An 18,375-nucleotide genomic window follows, 5' to 3' on the forward strand; every position below is an offset into this window, starting at 1 on the left:
CCTTTACGGCGAGATCATGAGACGGTTGTCTTCCTGATGGTCTTCAAAAATAATCCCGTCCTGCTTATATTTTTTAAGAATAAAATTCGTTTTCGTTGAAAGTACAGAGTCAATCGGAGACAATTTCTCCGAAACAAAATTAGCGACTTCACGCAAGTTTCCACCTTCTACTTCTACGAGCAGATCGTATGCACCTGACATGAGATATACCGATTTCACTTGCGGATACAGATAAATGCGTTCCGCGATTCCTTCGAAGCCACGACCACGCTCAGGCGTAATCTGCACTTCAATCAAGGCTGTTACTTTTTCATCATCGATCTTGCTCCAATTCACAACGGTTGCGTATTTCACAATCACGTGGTCCTGTTCAAGCTGTGCCACGGCGTTCTTGATCTTATCTTCCGACTCCCCCAACAGCGTCGACAGCAGTGCGGGAGTCCTTCTCGCGTCTTCCTTCAACAAATCCAGAACTTTTAATTGCAGATCGTTCAGATCCTTCATGTCTTTCCCTCCAGCGTCATCCAGGTTCCTGAAAATGAATTAATACTTATATTACATGAATTCAACGATCATGCAAAGACAAAAACCGCCCGCCCTGAATTCGGGCAAGCGGTGGTATGGTCTGTGACAGTCCCTGCTTCAAACCATAATTACAAAGGTTACATGTAATAAGGGTTACCGTAATTCGGTTGATGCTGAGGTACATTGGGTGCCTGGCTGTAAGCACTGTTCTGAGTGTTCTTTTCCTGAATGAACTGCTGACATTTCTGTTGGGTCTGCTGAGCAGACTGAATCTGCTTATCCACATCCTGGCGAAGTGCTTTAGAAGAGACAGAATACATGTTGTTTTGCTGCATTAGATTAAACAGATCACCTTGCAGCCTTAGGGTATCGTTGGTCAGGTCTGTAAACATTCTGCGAGTCATCGGGCATGAAGATTCTGTTGTTGCTGTCGTATATTCGCGCGAAGTTCGTCTTAAATCTGCAAGAATCGACTTTAGCAAATCTTTCTCCTGCATAAAATTTCCATTGGAAGACATGGATTGTGAGTACACACGATTTCCTCCTAAACGTTAGATTCAATTGGATTTACTGAGCCTGTGTTGGGGCAATGGACTGATGCTGCTGAAGAGCATTAACAAGGATATTCAGATGCTGTTCATGGGAGCGAACATACTGGTTCAGTGCTTGTTGAATTTGCGGATTATGTGAGATAGAAGCTGTGGCTGCACACTGCTTGATCAGCAGTTCTTCATTGGATATCGAATCCGCGATATAACTCAACTCTTTCGGACTCAGCGCTTGCATGGATTGATTCTGCATGTTTCGTTGACCTCCTCGGCATAAAGTTTATGCGCAATTATTGTTAACCCGGTCGCCCAAAAGTATACAAACGTTAATTACAAAGGAGATGTTTCTCATGGATCTGGTCTATGGCACACCTTTCTGGCCTTCCACTTTTAATACAAAATCCACCTATCCCCCGCTGCAAACCGACATCTCCTGTGACTGCCTGATCATCGGCGGTGGTATGGGGGCGCACTGACTTCCGAATTGCTCACGGAGCGTGGTGTTAACACAGTTGTCATTGATAAAAGGGAGATTGCCCATGGCAGCAGCTCTGCCAATACAGGTCTTTTACAATACACGAACGACAAATCATTAACCTCATGCATTCATACCTTTGGCGAAAAAACAGGCGTGCGATTCTATGAACTATGTCGTGAAGCCATGCAGCAGCTCACACAAATTGCGGAAAGGCTAGATACGGATCCCTGGTTTATTCCGCGGACCAGTCTCTGTTTTGCCAGCAGCAATGATGATGTAGCCATGTTGGAGAAAGAATATCAAACGTTGAAGCGCTATGGCTTTGAAGCTGAACTGTGGAATTCCGACAAAATTAGCGACCATTTTCCCTTCAGCAAACCTGCCGCACTTTATACGTTGGGGGATGCCGAAGTGAACCCGTATCGCTTTGTTCATGCCCTGTTTGAATCAGCGAGCAAACGTGGAGCACGAATCTACGGACAGACAGAGATGATTCATTGTGAATTCGATGATGATGGTGTGCTTTGTTATACTCCAAGTGGGAAAATCCGGGCCAGTAAGGTTATTTTTGCTGCCGGTTATGAGACGCAGGCCATCAAAAGGGATCAAGGAGCCTACCTGCAAACCACCTATGCTATTGCAACGAAGCCTTTGCCAGACCTGAAAGAATGGCATGAGCACAGTCTGATCTGGGAGACAGCACGCCCTTATCTGTATATGAGAACAACACCAGACGGACGGATCATTGCTGGCGGACTGGATGAAGAGACACCGAGGGAAGATCATCGCGAGATTCGGGCAAAACACCGGGGAGATACACTCCTGGAAGAAGTTCGCTCTTATTTCCCGTTGGATGGTCTTGAAGTTGATTATGCCTGGGGTGCCGTGTTCGGCAATACCAATGACGGCCTTCCGTTTATCGGCCCACATCCCGATTACCCGCATTCTTATTTTCTCGAGGGTTATGGCGGTAACGGGACGGTGTACAGCATGTTCGCTGCTTCTATTCTGGCCGACGCTGTTACAGGAGTCCGGAATGACGACATGGAACTTTTCTCATTAACGAGAACGAGTAAGCCTACTCCTGTGTAAGCAAATCTTAATAAATAAGGGTACAGCTCAGGATCAAATCCCTGGACTGTACCCTTTTCCTATGCAGAAGATTTTTGCTGATCCGGTTGTACTAACATTTTACGCATGAATATCCAGCCAATAAGTGGGAAAGCCCCAAGCGCCACAATAAGCCAGGTTAGCGTTTGTAAGGAAGGGCCATTCATGACCGTTAGAATAAATACAGCAAGGCCGAATAAACGGCCAACCATCAAACACAGCTCCCTTAATACGACAAGTTCAACCCTTTTCTCTACATTTTCGCCGCTCGTTCCCATCAGGTCGAATCCTGCCGAAATCATCGGCAAAATGTACAGCGGCATCGACAAGGCTGACCCGATTCCCATAATTAAAAGCGTACCATAGCTAACCTTCCATAACAGAGGAAGCAATACGATGAACAACAATATCGCTCCGGCCAACATTCCCCTAGACCTGTATTGCGGCTTAAACCATTTTCCTGCGGCCCAATAACTCACCAGAGCTACGGCAGAAGTGATTAGTGAGAACTGCCCAAGCTTGTATTCCTGCTTCGTAGCTATATAGACGAGCAATGCAATCAGAAAGGCAAATACACCTTCTCGCACGCCTTGCGCAAATAATCCCATGCCAAGCGGTCTCCATGGACTATCTTTGGCAGATAACTGTCGCCATGGTTCAGACCAGCGGTATGTGCCGCTGACCTCCCTTTTTTTCAGAAAAAAACTGAACACGACGGCAATTACATAAATCACCAACGACACTGTAAAAATAAGGCGATAGCCCGTATTGTCAGCCATTCGTGAAATAATAAGACCTGAGAACCAAGGACCGATAATGCCTGTCATGGAACCCAGTAAACCCACCCAACCGTTGAACAGGTCTCTATTTTCCCGATCAGTCACCTCAAAATAAACAACGTTAAACGCAATCCAGAACAATCCCAGTGCACATCCGAGCAGGATCCCCAAAGGCCAAATCCAGTCAACTGCTTTGGGTCCCGCCCATAATACAAGCATGTAAAATACACCCGACAAAGCGGTGCCTAATCGCAAAGCATACATTTTATTATGCTCCTTGACCCACTTCCCCGCGAGCCAGAACGTAAGTCCCAGTGCAATTTGCTGGCTTATGGTGAACCACCCAAGCATGGCGTAGTCCGGACGACTTTTCCACAGATACACATTCAGAAACGTCCCCGACAAAGCTCCGGCTAACACAAACAATCCATTCACGCCTAGTAGCAGAATGGATTGTCGTCCCAGAGAAATCTTCATCTGCTCCCTCCTTATTCCACCTGAAGTCAGCACTTCACAGGCAGGTCTCAGGGTTAACGTGCCCCAAGCAGAAGGAAAACATGATGAATTTCCCGGAATATTATATTTTCAGATCGTTATACTCCCTTATTTCCGCGCACTCAAATTCTGGATCAGACGCAGACGGTCATCTTCGGCCAAATTATATTGCACCTGGAAGCAGCCTGAGCATACATACATTTGCACTTCGAATGGCGCATCCAGCAACGAGTCCGTACCGGAAACAGCATTGGCAACAGGATTAAACGTATCTTTGGTGGCCTTCTGTGTACCCGTGAGGATCATGAATTCACGACAGTGCGGGCATTCTGGTACCTCTTCTTGCAAATCAAGTTGTTTCTCCACGCCTTCTTCGTATTGAATCAAATCATTTCCCTCATCCGCATACTTCGTTAATGTACGAAGCTCCGGCAATTTCAGCTCTACTTCATCTCCCCACAGGCTGGCAAGATCCGTAGTTTGTTCATCGTCCACGACATCATCCATATCATAAATGTCTTCTTCTGCTTCATCGTTCTCTTCATCACCGATGCTGATGTTTAGAGTACGATATCCCTTTAATTCATTGTGACAGTAAGGGCATTCTTCTTCAGGACCTAGCTCCTCATCCCATACAATCTCGGTGTGACACCATGGACAAACTGTTGGTTCCATATTGAATCAACCTTTCTCTTTCAAATAATCATGTGTTCAACACATAAATGATGCCTATGGCAAAGAATACAATCGACGCAGCAAACAGAATCCGTATCAATATTTTCATGAACGGTCCCCCTACATGATGCTCGCGCCAATAACAAATGACAACGAGACGGAAATAATCATGGAAATCAATCCAACGGCCCGGTTATCCGCTTCAATCTCCTTGTCAATAGAGAACACCGGTGTCAGAAACTCGAATAGAAAATAAGCAATGAGCAGAAGAACAAATCCTACAATGGACCACGTCATAGCTTCATACACCGACGATTTGGCCTGAATGCAGAAATGAAGTACATTACAGATCCCAAAGATCTTGCCTCCTGTAGCCATTGCAACTGCCACATTACCCTTCTTGATTTCATTCCAGCATTTGTACTTGGTCACCAGTTCAAAGCAGGCAAGAAATACAAGCAGCTCCATAATCGCTACGGAGAAAAATCCGAGCACCATCCCCAAGGGATGAGACAGCAATTGGTCTATCGTCCCTTTCACTCATCGTTTCCCCTTCCCCATTCTGCTGCCTGAAGACACTCAGGCGGCAGAATATCTTTGATTCTTGGTCGGGCTATTCCAATTCTGCGACGGTCACACCATTTCCGCCTTCTCCGTAATTGCCCAGCCGGTAACTTTTTATATGTCTATGCTTACGCAGGTAATCTTGAATACCGGAACGCAAAATTCCAGTTCCTTTACCATGAATGATATAAACCTGACCCAGATTAGCAAGGAACGCTTCATCGATAAAGCGGTCTGTCTCCATCAAGGCCTCTTCCAGATTCGTACCCCGCAAATCCAGTTCACTTTTCACATTGTCATCGCGAGTTCGTTTCACACCCGTTACCGGTTTCTGCTTCGGCTTGGAATCTGCTGGTGCAGACTGCTGTAATTCAAGATCATTCAAGGATACTTTCATTTTCATGATCCCCAATTGAACCATGGCATCCTTGCTGCCGGACATCTCCACCACATGACCTTTTTGATTCAAACTGTAGACAAGAACTTCATCGCCTGGGCCGATGGCCCGGGACTTCGTTGCCGTTGCAGCACGCTTAATGGTCTTCTTGCGTTTCTCCGGTTCTGCTTCATCCAGTTGTTTGCGAGCAGCAATCAGCTTGTGCTCCTTCACGGATGCGCCTTCTTCCATAGCGAGCTGACGGAGATCGGCTATAATCTTCTCTGCTTCCGCTCTGGCTTTGTCTACAATGTTGCGGGCATCTTCTTCCGCTTTTTCAATACGACGGTCACGCTGCTGTTCCAGCTTCTCCAATTCGGCTTGGTGGCGGCTGCGCAATTTCTCCATATCCTGACGCAGACGCTCCGCACTTTCACGTTCTTGCTCAGCAGTAAGCCTATTCTCTTCGAGGGAAGCGATCATATGCTCGACGCGCTGGTCTTCCTCTTTCACTTCGCCACGGGCGTAATCCAGAATGTATCCTGGCAGACCCAGTCGCTCCGCAATTGCGAACGCGTTACTCCGTCCCGGAACACCTACGAGTAGTCGATAGGTCGGGCTCAGTGTATTGACATCAAATTCCATGCTGGCATTAATAACACCTTTACGCTCATAAGCGTAAGCTTTCAACTCACTGTAATGCGTTGTTGCTACCATGCGGCATCCGGTCTGATGCATATGCTCCAGAATGGAGATTGCCAGCGCAGACCCTTCTGCCGGGTCAGTACCTGCCCCAAGTTCGTCAAGCAGCACGAGGCTTTTGGTCGTCATGTTTTTCAAGATCCGAATGATGTTCGTCATATGGCTGGAGAACGTACTCAGATTCTGTTCAATGCTTTGTTCATCACCAATGTCCGCGTAAATTGCATCAAATACACATAGCTGACTGCCGTCTTCGGCCGGAACGAACAAACCAGACATCGCCATGAGACTCAGTAATCCAATGGTCTTGAGCGTTACCGTCTTACCACCCGTGTTAGGACCCGTTACAATTATGGACGTATAATCGTTGCCAAGTTCAATATCGGTGGGCACCACATTTTCAATCGAAATGAGCGGATGACGCCCCTTCTTGAGCTTGATGAATCCGCGATCATTCATGCGTGGCAACGTGGCCTTTAATTCACGGGCAAGACGTGCTTTGGCAAAAATAAAATCCAAAGATCCCAGCAGGTCAACATCATATAATAACCACTCTGCCTGTTCACTGACAAGTGCCGTCAATTTCTGCAAAATCACTTCAATTTCGCGCTCTTCCCGGATTCGGGTTTCACGCAATTTGTTATTCATCGCAACGATGGATTCAGGTTCAATAAACAGCGTTGCTCCCGAAACCGGATTGATCATGTACAATCCCGCCAAAGTACGAGCGATACTCCGATTTCACGGGAATCACGAAACGGTCTCCCCGAATGGTAATCAGCTGGTCCTGCAGCATTTTGGATACCGTCGAAGAACGAATCATCGAATCCAGCTTCTCGCGAATTCGGGATTCACCTCCGCGCAATTCACGCCGAATCTGCGCTAGTGTAACACTTGCGCTATCTGAGACTTCGGCATTGTCGTCAATACAGATACGAATCGCATCTTCGAGCGCTTTTTGCTCAGATAACTGATCACTGATATAGAAAATCGATTCCACCTTTTCATCATCGTGGAGCGCAGCGATTTGGCGTTTCAATCGACGTGCTGCCAAGGTGGTGTTGGAAATTCCCAGCAGCTCATGCGGGTTCAACGTGCCTCCGATTTCGGCACGTTTGATGGATGCGGTAATATCCACAATTCCCCCAAAAGATGGAGAGCCTTTCAGACGGTCAAACGTAAAAGCTTCATCCGTTTGCTGGAGCAACCTCTTGACTTCTTCCAGTTCACTGATCGGCTCCAATTGGTCCGCTTTCTTTTTTCCCATCGTAGTCTGGGCAAAGCTTTGCAATGTATTTAAAATTTTGCGATATTCCAATGTGTGTAAAATTTTCGTGTCCAAGTGTACAACTCCTTCCAAACTATAACTGTATTATAACGAAAGAAACTTTCTTTCGCTATTTAACGAATCCTTCCACACATAACTTGGGACAAAGCGCCACAAACTACAGGTGTCAGGATTGTGCAACCTCACATTGAACTGGATGTACAATTCTCAATATGATCTGAATAAAGGAGGTATAACCATGAATTTTCTGGGACATGTCGTGCGATTTATCATCGCCGCAATTGTATTGATGGTCGTCAGCTGGATCGTACCAGGGTTCGCCGTCGGTGGCTTCTGGAGCGCCCTGATGCTGGCTCTGGTTATCGCTCTGCTTGGCTGGGTTGTTGAAGGCATCTTCGGTAAAAGGGTCAATCCCTTTGGCCGCGGTATTGTCGGCTTCATCGTCAGCGCACTGGTGATCTGGATTGGTCAATATATCGTAGATCATGTGCATGTCAGCCTGCTTGGTGCCGTTCTGGCTGCATTGGTCATCGGGATTATTGATTTGTTCATCCCGGTTTCCACCCCTTTTGATGCTGGAAGAGATCCAAAGATCACGCATAGACTCAACGTATCTACTCTCCATAGGCTTCCCCTAAACCTCTGATGGCTTAAACGCCTGACGAGGTTTATTTTTTGGGGGTGTTATATACATACTGATGTTCAAAAAAACGACATAGGCAGCATGTACAGGCATCGTCAATTTGCGGTATGATGACTGGAGCAATCATTCAAATTTTATCCATATCACGCTTTTTAAGGAGGCACATCATGAAAAAAGGCATGGCATGGCTTGCAGCCTGTATGATGATCCTGGTTCTTGCTGCATGTGGTGGAACTGGACAATCCGCAGGATCAAACAGCGAGTCTGAATCGGGTGTAACTGCCAGCGAAGAACTGGTAATCAAAGCAAGCAACTATGAATTTGACCAACCTGAATACCACTTGAAAAAAGGTGTCCCGGTTAAGATTGTTTATGAAAATACAAATGGGAACCATGGCGTTCTCGTGCCCGAGCTGAACCTTCGGCTGGACACCCAGAACAGTTCTAAAGTGATTACTCCTGACAAAGCAGGGGAATTTGAAATGTCCTGTTCCGTCTTTTGTGGGAGTGGTCACAGCAGTATGATCTCCAAAATTATTGTTGAAGAATAGTGTTCAAGACAAGGAGCCCCGTAGCGACGGGAGCTCTTTCTTCATTATAACAAATTGTACAAGAGTGCGCTGTCCAGGATTCCAGTTATGACGTAATCATCAGCTAGGTCTGATCCTGCTCAATCAATTCAATCCATTCGTTATATTCCGTCTGCAATTTCGTATATTCATCCCGCAATTGGCGGTAATCCGTATTCAGTTGCTCCGCCTTCTCCTGCTCCATCTCACGTTCAACTTGCAGCAAACGCAGCTGGTTAGCCGCAACTTCATACCGCTCACCGATCTCCAGCAGTTCATTCTCCATCGTCTGCTTTTCTTCGATCGCTTCTGCACGCTGCTTGTCAAGCTGCTGCCGCTCATGTTCCAGCTCTTCTACCTTCTCCACACTGGCAGCACTTTCTTTCTGCCAAAGATTCACTTCATTCTCCAGTGCAGCCCATCGTTCCTGCCAGGATTGCTCCTGAGCCGCCCATTCATCCGCACGCCGTTGCCAAACCCGCTCTTGTTGTTCCGCATGTTGTTCTGCTTGTTCTACCCTGGAGCTCAGCTCAACTTCCCGAGCAGTGAGCTCTTGCAGGCGTGAGGAGAGCTCTGCCTGTTTGGCAGACAATTCTTCATGCTTAATCTGCCACTCAAGTGCTTCTTCTTCTGTCTGAGTCAGCAAGCTGCCTTGTTTATCGATCCGCGCAGATAGCTGATTGGCATTCTGCCTGGATTCTTCAAGCGCACCCACAATTTCTTTCTTTTCTTCGCTCATTTCATTCAGCTTGCGAGTATAGTCTTCTTCACGCTGCAGTGCATCACCATAATCCTTGCGGATTTGTTTATAACTTTCCTGCAGCTTGTTCAGTTCTTCACGTGCTTCATTCAATTCATCATCAAGCTCTTTATGCTGCTGCTCCAGACGACCTGCTTGCGCAATATAATGTTCAGCTTCTTCGCTGGCGTGACGAGCTTCTTCTTTAACGACGGATAATTCATCATGAAGGGACTGTACACCAGACTCCAGCGTTTCATTCTGTTCCGCAGCTTCGAGTACCTGCGTCTCCAGTTCACCGATTTCGATCAGACGTTGTTCAGCCTGCTCTTTCCAGGACTGCTCGCTCTGCGTCAGTGTGCCGAGTTCATGTTGCAATGTCCGTACTGCCGCATGAGCCTGCTCAAGCACTTTTTGCAGCCTGCGCTGCTCATCCTCGGACTTCACTTCGGCTTCACGGAGTTTCTTGATCTCCTGCTCAAGCTGGCCGTGCTGTTCCTGTACTTTACGCAGCTGTGCTGTCAGAGAAGATTCACGTTCAACGGTCTCATTATACTGCTGTTTCCACTGCTGCTCCGCTTCCCGGGACTGCTCTACCTCAGCTTCTGTGTTGCGAAGCTGTTCAGTCAGCTGAGCGCTATCTGCTTTTAATTGTTCCAGCTGCTGCTCCAATTCCGTAATTCGACGAAGCTGAACATCCTGATCCTGTTGGTATACGGCTTGTTCACTGCGCAACGTTTCCGTTTGATTACGCTCGTGTTGGAGCTGTTGCTCCTGATCCACAACAACCTCTTGAGCATTCTTGAGCTGCTTACGCACCTCGGCTAATTGGCCTTCAACATCGGTTAAGCGCAATTTGGCCTGTTTACGTTCTTCTTCCAACTGTTGCTTCAGCTTGCCTCGTTCTTCTTGCAGCAAAGCCTCAGCAGTTACCAAAGCTTCATTCGCTTGAGTTTGGGCTGCCTCATGGATTTGCTGAAGCTGCTCCTCATAAGCCGCTTCTTTTTCCATCCACTCCAGTTCCGCCTGTTCGGATGACTCCTTGAACGTTGATTTCAGCTGCTCTATCTCAGCCAGTCGCTTCTGCTCTGCTTGCTGCTGCAGTGCGGCTTGTTCTTCTTTTGCCTTTTCAGTCAGCTGTTGAGCCTGATTCACGGCAGCTTGCTCAGCCTGCTGTATACGCTGTTCCATCTCGGATTGAAGTTCACGGTATTGAAGCTGGGCTTCTTCCTGAACTTTCTGCAATTGGGCCTCGGCTTGTTCCAATTCAGACAAGATTGCAGCTTCTGCTTGTTCCTTCGCCGTTTGTACTTGCTGTGCGGCCTGAACCTCAATTTTTTGACGTTCTGCCACAGCCCGTGCTTCTGCCTCTTTCAGTTGAGCTGCCGTCTTGTCCTGCAGCTCCTTATATTGTGCAGCCGCTTTGGCTTGGGATTGCTGCAACTCATTTGCTGCACGTGTCTGTGCTTCCTTCAGCTGGGCTGCCGCCTGCGTCTGTGCATTCTTGATTTGATTCGCTGCTTTTTCTTCTGCTTCTTTCAGACGCGCCTGCGTCTTCTCTTCCGCCGCTTTCAGCTGCGCAGCAGTTTGGGCCTGAAGCTTTTGCTCACGACCCGCTGCCTGAGTGCGTTCCTGCTCCAGCAATGTATTCAGCTTGGCTATTTCTGCCTGCTGATCCTTCTGGAGCTTCGCGATGGTCTGTTCCGCCTCAGCTTTAAGCTTCGTTGCTTCAGCGAGTGCTTGGTCACGACGTTCCAATTCCTGTTGATGTTCATTTTGTATGGCGTTCAACCGGTTCAATTCGTTTCTCAGTTCTGTACGTTCTCCAGTAAGCATCTTCAGTTCATTTCGAATTTCATGAGTCTGAAGAGACTGTTCAGCCATATGTACAGCCGCCAGCACCGCAATACGCGGAGTATCCAGACGGGAATTTTGCTTGGAGATCGCGCTCATACGCTCATCTACCAGGTTAGCTACTTGTTTCATATAGTCGGCACTGCTGCCAACCAGTTTATAGGAAGTCCCGTAGATCTCTACGGTGACGCGTGTACGATCAGGTGTAGTCACAGTTGTGCCCTCCTTCAAGTCTGTATGTTGATTCTAAGCTGTTTAACAAAAAAGTCACATCGATCCTCTAATGCTAAGGATTCGATGTGACTTCAAGCAATTCCTGCTAATCTTTGTTCAAAAAATTGACTTATGTTCTATTTACGCAATTCGGCTCCAAATTGCTCCTCCAGACGAGCAACAACACGAGCATGAACCTCGGTAATTTCCTCATCTGTCAATGTGCGTTCACGATGGCGATAAACGAGAGCCATCGCTACACTCTTCTTGTCTTCACCCAATTTGCTGCCTGTGAACACGTCGAATACCTGTACGGTTTGCAGCAGCTCACCGGCAGATTCACGAATCGCACGCAGCATATCCCCAGCTTCGATATCTTTACTCACAACAACCGCGATATCCCGCTCAACTGCAGGGAAACGTGGAAGCTCACGATAACGGATATCCGTATCAGCTTCACCATAGATGGCTTCAAGCCCGATCTCAGCAAGGTATACATCGTTCAGATCATATTGCTGCTGCAGTTCAGGATGCAATTGCCCCATCGTACCAATCAGTTTGCCTTCTCCACCATCTTTTGCTTCCAAATATACCGATGCGGAGCGCCCAGGATGGAAACCTTCTGGACTGTTTGCCACCAGGCGAATACGCTGCTCCAGACCTACATAGGCGAACAGGTTCTCAAGTGCACCTTTCAGATCGAAGAAGTCCACTTTCTCTGCTCCCACATTCCACTGCTGGGATGCACGGTTTCCTGTGAGCAACAAGCTCAGGACCGGAATTTCATGCGGCTGCTTCGTCAGCTTCTCTTCTTCAGTGAAGAACACACTGCCCACTTCGAATACAGCCAGTGAATCATGCTTGCGGTTCATGTTATACACCGCTGCATCCATCATTTGCGGCAAAATGCTCTTGCGAAGCACACTGCGATCCTCACTCATTGGCATAGCCAGCTTCACAGCTTTACTGCCTTCTGTCAGAGCAGGGAACAAGGAAACTTTATCCGGGTGTACGAACGAATAGCTGATCATTTCCTGCCAGCCACTACCTGCAAACAGGCCACGAATGGTACGGCGCATCGCTTGCGAACGCGTATAAGCTCCCGGTGTCGTTGGTCCTTCAATCAATGTGGTTGGAATATTGTCGTATCCGTACAGACGGGCAACCTCTTCAAACAGATCCACATCAAGTGTAATATCCCCTCTGCGGCTTGGCACTTCAACATCCAGCAGGCCCTGCTGCGCATCACCACACGCAAAGTGCAAACGAGCGAAAATGGTTTTCACTTCAAGCAGGGACAACTCGGTTCCCAGATAGCGATTCAGTTTCTCCAGCGACAGCTGTACAACACGTTTATCCGCAGCAGCTGTTCCTGCTTCCACAATTCCCTGATGAACTTCGCCTTCTGCATAACGCTGGATCAATTCAGCCGCACGGTTCAGTGCCGTAATGACAGCAGCCGGGTCGACTTCCTTCTCAAAACGCATGCTTGCTTCGGAACGCAGCCCCAGTTGGCGCGACGTTTTCCGAACAGTTCCGCCATCAAACTTGGCGGATTCCAGCAACAGATTCACAGTGGTTTCCGTTACCTCGGAATTCTCGCCACCCATTACACCCGCGATGGCTACCGGTTTCACGCCATCGGTAATGAGCAGCATATGCGGCTCCAGCTTGCGCTCCTGGCTATCCAGCGTCACGATCGTTTCGCCTTCTTTGGCCATTCGTACTTCAATATGGCCCTTCTCCAACTTATCTGCATCAAAAGCATGCAGCGGCTGTCCGTATTCCAGCATGACATAGTTCGTGATGTCAACGATATTATTGATCGGACGGATGCCAGCAGCCATCAAACGGTTTTGCATCCACTGCGGGGAAGCTCCCAGCTTGATCCCTGTTACATAACGGGCTGCATAATGACTGCATTGTTCGCCAGCCGTAATCTCAACCGAGATATGGTTTGCAGCCGCATCACCGATTTCCACCAACTTTTGAGTCGGATCAGGCAGTTTCACTTCACGACCGAGAATGGCACCCACTTCATAAGCTGCACCAAGCATGCTCAGACAGTCGGAGCGGTTCGGTGTCAGATCCAGTTCAAGGACATGATCATCAAGACCAAGCACCTGGCTGATTGGTGTGCCAATTTCCGTTTGTGCAGGCAGAACAAGAATGCCTTCCTGTTGGTCCTTCGGCAGCAACTTGTCGTTCATGCCCAATTCTTTCGCAGAGCAGATCATGCCAAGGGATACAACACCGCGCAGCTTGGCTTTTTTGATATCAAGTCCACCAGGGAGCTTCGCTCCAACCAGGGCAACGACTACCTTTTGACCCGCATCCACATTTTTCGCACCACATACGATCTGCAGATCTTCTTCCTGTCCGGCATCAATTACACATACATTCAGCTTGTCGGCATCAGGATGCTTCTCCTTGCTCTTCACGTAACCGACAACCACTTTGTTCACGCCCTGGTTCCGGTTCTCCACTACATCAATCTCAATCCCCGCACGAGTGATTTTCTCTGCCAACTCCTGCGGTTCCACGCCTTCCAGCGCGATATAATCAGACAGCCAATCTGTCGATACTCTCATGGACGTTCACTTCCTAATCTATGAATTGGTGTTGCAAATGAAGGGCGTTCGCCCTGTATGCTACCTCGGTAATTACAGGCGTCCAAATTGTTTCAGGAACGCCATGTCACTGTTGTAGAAATGACGAATATCATCAATGCCATATTTCAGCATGGCGATACGCTCTACGCCCATTCCGAATGCAAACCCACTGTATTTCTCCGGATCATAACCGCCCATCTCAAGTACTTTCGGATGAACCATACCGCCGCCCAAAATCTCAAGCCAACCCGTCTGTTTACATACCCGGCAGCCACTTCCACCACATTGCACGCAAGTGACATCCACTTCAGCACTCGGCTCGGTGAACGGGAAGAAGCTTGGACGGAGACGAATTTCAGTGTGTGAACCGAACATTTCGCGTACGAATTGCAGCAAGGTGCCTTTCAGGTCACTCATGCGAATATTCTCACTAATGACCAAACCCTCAACCTGATTGAACTGGAATGAATGCGTCGCATCGTCATCGTCACGACGGTATACTTTGCCCGGACAGATGACTTTAACAGGCACTTCACCTTTCATGCTTTGCATGGTACGAACTTGAACCGGTGACGTATGCGTACGCATCAACAGGTCTTCTGTTACATAGAAGGAATCCTGCATATCACGCGCCGGGTGATTCTTCGGCAGATTCAATGCTTCGAAGTTGTAATAATCCATCTCAACCTCAGGACCTTCTGCTACACGATATCCCATACCGATGAAAATATCTTCGATTTCCTGTACCACTTTGGTCAGTGGATGCAGTCCGCCTTGACGTCCGCGACGTCCCGGCAGGGTCACATCAATTTTCTCGGATTGCAAACGTTTCGCTGTCTCTTCCTTCTGGAACTGCTCCTGCTTGCTGTCGATGACTTCTTCAATTGCACCGCGAACATCATTGGCGACCTGACCAATCACCGGACGTTCCTCTGCACTAAGCGCACCCATACCACGCAAAATCTCAGTCAGTGCACCCTTTTTCCCCAAATACTTTACACGCAGATCACTCAGCGTCTGTGGATCGTTCACACCGGACAGTTGTTCCAGCGCTTCGATCTTTAATGCCTCCAAACGTTCTTTCATGTGTAAATGCCCCCTTTATGTGGTGTTAATGTAACAAAAAAAGGCCTTCTCTCCCCTGAAGGGACGAAAGACCGTGGTACCACCCTTGTTAGACATTCAGTGCTGCCCGGCCCTTCCGGCCTGCAACATGTTTGCCTCACTCTATACGGAATAACGACCGTTAACCGTTACCCCCTACTAACTCCTGCGATGGATCGCAAGATATGGTTCAGGGAACCGCTCCGGAGTGAATTTCAGCAGCCTTGTTCTACAGAAACGCTCTCAATCTACGGCGCTTCCTCCCTGTCCAGAGGCACTGCTTACTTGTCTCCATCATCACGTTTTCATGTCAGAAAAAAACTTCAAATTTACTGATGATCGTCCATTATTATATGCAAAATCGCTCGAAATAGCAAGCCGTAAAGCCGCTTGATCCATCGTTAAGCCCAAAAGCAAAACGACAAAAGCTTAATCAATGGATTACTTGCGTTTTCTCAGCTCACGCAGCTGTTTCAAACGACGTTGAATTTCGCGAACCTCGGCAACTTCAGCCGCCCGCTCAATCACATCATCAGGATTAGTCAACACCTCATTGCTCGCACTCCTCATAGGAGATAACAACTCAGACAAACGCATTTCAAGCCGTAACCGTTCATCATCTGACTCCCGAATCTCAAGGGCGGATTCTCGCAATTTGATGGATTGCTCCCAGTCCTCGACTCCACCGTCAAACAGTGTAACCTTTCCACCCGGCTCCAGATCAAGCAAGCGGTTGGCGAGTACTTTGGTCAGCATACGATCATGGGATACGAGCACCAGTGCGCCAGACGCCTGCTTCAATATATTCTCCATCACTTCCTGTGTGTCAATATCCAGATAATTGGTCGGTTCATCCAGCACCAGCAAGTTGGCTCCCCCGAAGTACAAACGCAGGAACGCAACTCTGCACTTCTCCCCCATACTCAAATCCCCAATGCGTTTGAACACATCATCTCTCGAAAATAAAAAGCATCCCAGAATGGTGCGTGCAGCACTTTGTGTCATGGATGGAAGACTGAGCAAACTGTCCAGAAGCGTCTGACTTTCCGGTAATCCTTCAAGCTCTTGCGAAAAATAACCAATCTTCAGTTGCGGATGACGTGTCACCTTGCCCTGCGAAGGTTCCAACTCCCCAATCATCATCTTGAGCAGCGTTGTCTTGCCTGTGCCATTGGGACCGCGTACAGCAAGACGATCTCCGCGTTCGACCGCAATCCGGAGATTGCGAAGCAATGTCGGGCTTCCCGGATAACCAAAACTGGCATCTTCCAGTGCAAGGAGCTGGCGGGCAGCCAGCGTGTTCACTTGCAGCTCCATGTTCAATTTCGCAGCTTCGCGAGGTTTATCCACGCGCTCTTTCTCCAAGCGCTCCAGTTGCTTTTGCTTGGCATGGTAACGGGAAATGTTCTTGTTGGCTTTGGCTTTGTAAAAGCTCTGGGTGATTTTGACCTCCACATCGGACGCTGAATTATGAGCCTGATGAAACCACTGCTGATAATTGCGTATCGTCTCTTCTAGCGCTTTCCGTTCCAGTTCCTGCTTGCGATAGGTTGCTTCCTGCTCACGCAATTCACGTTCCTTATGGCCTTTGTAATTCGTGTAGCCCCCTTATATTTGGTCAGGGCACCCGGGCTAAACTCAATCACACCCGTTGCCACCTGATCTATAAAGGTCCGGTCATGAGAGACAAACAATAATGTTCCTGCATAGGTGGACAGCCATTCTTCAAGCCAGCGCATACTCTCTTCATCCAGATGATTCGTCGGTTCATCCAAAATCAGAAATTTCGGTTTACTGACCAGTAATCCAGCGAGACGGGCCTTCGTTTTTTGACCACCACTCAAGGAATGATATGGCCTGCTCCAATGGTCCGACGATAACCCGAGACGTGTCAGTACCTTCTCTACCTCCGTCTCCCACATATACCCGTTCAGCTGCTCATATTGTTCCATCGCTATTGTATAAGCTTCAAGCAGCCGCTGTTCATCTGCCGCTCCACTTTTGCCCATACGTTCTTCCAATTCTTCCAGGTCACGCTTCACCTCGTAGATCCGTCCACTTTCCTGACGGACGGCATCAAGCACATTCGTCTCCGGCTTGATCAAGGAGCGCTGACGCATGAATCCCCACTCCTGTTGCGGAACGTGGCGTTCGATTCGTCCACCGCTATCTTCTTCTCCAAGAATGATGCGTAACAAGGTGGTCTTGCCACACCCGTTGCGACCCAGAATGGCGAGCCGCTCGCCTTCATTTATTTCCAGATTCAATTCTGCGAATAATTCATTGCCGTTCCACTCTTTCGATACTTCATGTAGGCGTACCATTGTCATCATGAGGCCTCATCCTTCCTGCAATTCAAAATAAAAAAACCGCTGGCATCAGCCGGCGGTCTGGCAATTCAGGATTGGATAAAGCGTCAAAAAACAAGCATAAGATACCCATGGCATGAACAAATAACCCTAAAAGGGTACACACAAGCCAGATCAGCCTGCCTGTTTCCATACCTGATCCCATAGCTGAATTTGGACACACGAATCCCCTCATTGCTCAGCCGCTTTGGCTGACTGCGTCAATACACTCTCTGCAGTTACTGGGGTTGAATTCATGTGTTTTACTTCATGGGACGTATGGTTACCTCTCATTCATGTGTAGTATCGATTTCTCCGTTATTGTACCAGATGATGGAGAAAAAGCAAAGGTCTTGAATTTGGAGTCAGGATATTCTCCATTCCAACGCGACTAGGAATACACTAACTTCGAAAAAAAGAAAAAACCCTTGTTTCCACAAGGGTTTCAGGTGTTGCATTAGTTAAGCGGGTGATGGGAATCGAACCCACGCTATTAGCTTGGAAGGCTAAAGTTCTACCATTGAACTACACCCGCGCGAATGACGATCGGGACGACACGATTTGAACATGCGACCCCCTGGTCCCAAACCAGGTGCTCTACCAAGCTGAGCTACGTCCCGTCAAGTTCCGGGGAACATTAACATGAATTTTACAAAATTAATATACCATGATCATCCAACGCTTTGCAACTTCTTTTTACTATTTTTCCCTCCCCGTTTCGAAAAATTAAAAAGACAGAAGCGTGTCTACGCC

The 18,375-nt window shown here is 48.0% G+C and carries 13 protein-coding genes, 2 tRNA genes and 2 pseudogenes; 4 read left to right on the top strand and 13 right to left on the bottom strand.

Annotated elements, in window-relative coordinates; genetic code table 11:
- Window positions 1-3: 3 nt before the first annotated feature.
- The 3 genes from ACTWJ7_RS25640 to ACTWJ7_RS25650 all read right to left on the bottom strand — a co-directional run bounded on the left by ACTWJ7_RS25640 (window position 4) and on the right by ACTWJ7_RS25650 (window position 1,326).
- Window positions 4-504 (bottom strand): Lrp/AsnC family transcriptional regulator, encoded by a 501-nt coding sequence (locus ACTWJ7_RS25640; RefSeq protein ID WP_024628343.1) that lies wholly within the window; start codon window positions 502-504, stop codon window positions 4-6.
- A 158-nt stretch (window positions 505-662) separates the two neighbouring features.
- Window positions 663-1,058, bottom strand: coding sequence for a spore coat protein (locus ACTWJ7_RS25645; protein ID WP_024628342.1), 396 nt, complete (start codon window positions 1,056-1,058; stop codon window positions 663-665).
- Window positions 1,059-1,092: 34 nt separating this feature from the next.
- On the bottom strand, window positions 1,093-1,326 hold the full coding sequence (locus ACTWJ7_RS25650) for a hypothetical protein (RefSeq protein ID WP_079346110.1): 234 nt from the start codon (window positions 1,324-1,326) through the stop codon (window positions 1,093-1,095).
- Window positions 1,327-1,423: 97 nt separating this feature from the next.
- Here ACTWJ7_RS25650 and ACTWJ7_RS25655 point away from each other — a divergent pair, with 97 nt between their 5' ends.
- Window positions 1,424-1,549 carry a hypothetical protein gene (locus ACTWJ7_RS25655; RefSeq protein ID WP_443145979.1) on the top strand — a complete coding sequence of 42 codons (126 nt, stop codon included), beginning with the start codon at window positions 1,424-1,426 and terminating at the stop codon, window positions 1,547-1,549.
- 8 nt (window positions 1,550-1,557) lie between these two features.
- Window positions 1,558-2,643 carry an NAD(P)/FAD-dependent oxidoreductase gene (locus tag ACTWJ7_RS25660; RefSeq protein WP_443145980.1) on the top strand — a complete coding sequence of 362 codons (1,086 nt, stop codon included), beginning with the start codon at window positions 1,558-1,560 and terminating at the stop codon, window positions 2,641-2,643.
- Between the two features lie 59 nt (window positions 2,644-2,702).
- On the opposite strand, the gene ACTWJ7_RS25665 is transcribed toward ACTWJ7_RS25660, so the two are convergent.
- From ACTWJ7_RS25665 to ACTWJ7_RS25680, 4 genes and pseudogenes are all read right to left on the bottom strand, one after another.
- Window positions 2,703-3,917, bottom strand: a complete 1,215-nt coding sequence (locus ACTWJ7_RS25665; protein WP_301881521.1) for an MFS transporter — start codon at window positions 3,915-3,917, stop codon at window positions 2,703-2,705.
- Between the two features lie 126 nt (window positions 3,918-4,043).
- Window positions 4,044-4,610, bottom strand: a complete 567-nt coding sequence (locus ACTWJ7_RS25670) for a hypothetical protein (protein ID WP_079346116.1) — start codon at window positions 4,608-4,610, stop codon at window positions 4,044-4,046.
- Between the two features lie 120 nt (window positions 4,611-4,730).
- Window positions 4,731-5,150 carry a DUF350 domain-containing protein gene (locus ACTWJ7_RS25675; RefSeq protein ID WP_024628337.1) on the bottom strand — a complete coding sequence of 140 codons (420 nt, stop codon included), beginning with the start codon at window positions 5,148-5,150 and terminating at the stop codon, window positions 4,731-4,733.
- 73 nt (window positions 5,151-5,223) lie between these two features.
- Window positions 5,224-7,594 (bottom strand): annotated as a pseudogene (locus ACTWJ7_RS25680) (endonuclease MutS2).
- Window positions 7,595-7,778: 184 nt separating this feature from the next.
- Here ACTWJ7_RS25680 and ACTWJ7_RS25685 point away from each other — a divergent pair.
- Both ACTWJ7_RS25685 and ACTWJ7_RS25690 read left to right on the top strand, forming a co-directional pair.
- Window positions 7,779-8,186: a phage holin family protein gene (locus ACTWJ7_RS25685; protein ID WP_443145981.1), complete on the top strand. Its 408-nt coding sequence runs from the start codon at window positions 7,779-7,781 to the stop codon at window positions 8,184-8,186.
- Window positions 8,187-8,350: 164 nt separating this feature from the next.
- Window positions 8,351-8,734, top strand: a complete 384-nt coding sequence (locus tag ACTWJ7_RS25690) for a cytochrome C oxidase subunit II (RefSeq protein ID WP_301881526.1) — start codon at window positions 8,351-8,353, stop codon at window positions 8,732-8,734.
- 103 nt (window positions 8,735-8,837) lie between these two features.
- Here the strand turns inward: ACTWJ7_RS25690 and ACTWJ7_RS25695 are convergent, their stop codons facing one another.
- The 6 genes and pseudogenes from ACTWJ7_RS25695 to ACTWJ7_RS25720 all read right to left on the bottom strand — a co-directional run bounded on the left by ACTWJ7_RS25695 (window position 8,838) and on the right by ACTWJ7_RS25720 (window position 18,242).
- Window positions 8,838-11,558: a cell division protein ZapA gene (locus ACTWJ7_RS25695; protein WP_301881529.1), complete on the bottom strand. Its 2,721-nt coding sequence runs from the start codon at window positions 11,556-11,558 to the stop codon at window positions 8,838-8,840.
- A 137-nt stretch (window positions 11,559-11,695) separates the two neighbouring features.
- Complete coding sequence (pheT, locus tag ACTWJ7_RS25700; protein WP_301881531.1) at window positions 11,696-14,149, bottom strand: phenylalanine--tRNA ligase subunit beta; 2,454 nt, start codon at window positions 14,147-14,149, stop codon at window positions 11,696-11,698.
- 72 nt (window positions 14,150-14,221) lie between these two features.
- Window positions 14,222-15,256 (bottom strand): phenylalanine--tRNA ligase subunit alpha, encoded by a 1,035-nt coding sequence (gene pheS, locus ACTWJ7_RS25705; RefSeq protein WP_024628331.1) that lies wholly within the window; start codon window positions 15,254-15,256, stop codon window positions 14,222-14,224.
- Window positions 15,257-15,715: 459 nt separating this feature from the next.
- Window positions 15,716-17,607, bottom strand: a pseudogene (gene abc-f, locus ACTWJ7_RS25710) (ribosomal protection-like ABC-F family protein).
- Window positions 17,608-18,086: 479 nt separating this feature from the next.
- Window positions 18,087-18,157: transfer RNA gene (locus ACTWJ7_RS25715), tRNA-Gly, on the bottom strand.
- 11 nt (window positions 18,158-18,168) lie between these two features.
- A tRNA-Pro gene (locus tag ACTWJ7_RS25720) sits at window positions 18,169-18,242 on the bottom strand.
- Window positions 18,243-18,375 lie beyond the last annotated feature (133 nt).

This window comes from Paenibacillus sp. 1A_MP2 (genome assembly GCF_052244825.1).
GTDB lineage: Bacteria > Bacillota > Bacilli > Paenibacillales > Paenibacillaceae > Paenibacillus > Paenibacillus vandeheii.

Coding starts and splice junctions, on each gene's coding strand:
- ACTWJ7_RS25690 (WP_301881526.1), top strand. CDS start 8,351: ATGAAAAAAGGCATGGCATGGCTTGCAGCCTGTATGATGATCCTGGTT.
- ACTWJ7_RS25685 (WP_443145981.1), top strand. CDS start 7,779: ATGAATTTTCTGGGACATGTCGTGCGATTTATCATCGCCGCAATTGTA.
- ACTWJ7_RS25655 (WP_443145979.1), top strand. CDS start 1,424: ATGGATCTGGTCTATGGCACACCTTTCTGGCCTTCCACTTTTAATACA.
- ACTWJ7_RS25665 (WP_301881521.1), bottom strand. CDS start 3,917: ATGAAGATTTCTCTGGGACGACAATCCATTCTGCTACTAGGCGTGAAT.
- ACTWJ7_RS25670 (WP_079346116.1), bottom strand. CDS start 4,610: ATGGAACCAACAGTTTGTCCATGGTGTCACACCGAGATTGTATGGGAT.
- pheT (WP_301881531.1), bottom strand. CDS start 14,149: ATGAGAGTATCGACAGATTGGCTGTCTGATTATATCGCGCTGGAAGGC.
- ACTWJ7_RS25650 (WP_079346110.1), bottom strand. CDS start 1,326: ATGCAGAATCAATCCATGCAAGCGCTGAGTCCGAAAGAGTTGAGTTAT.
- ACTWJ7_RS25640 (WP_024628343.1), bottom strand. CDS start 504: ATGAAGGATCTGAACGATCTGCAATTAAAAGTTCTGGATTTGTTGAAG.
- pheS (WP_024628331.1), bottom strand. CDS start 15,256: ATGAAAGAACGTTTGGAGGCATTAAAGATCGAAGCGCTGGAACAACTG.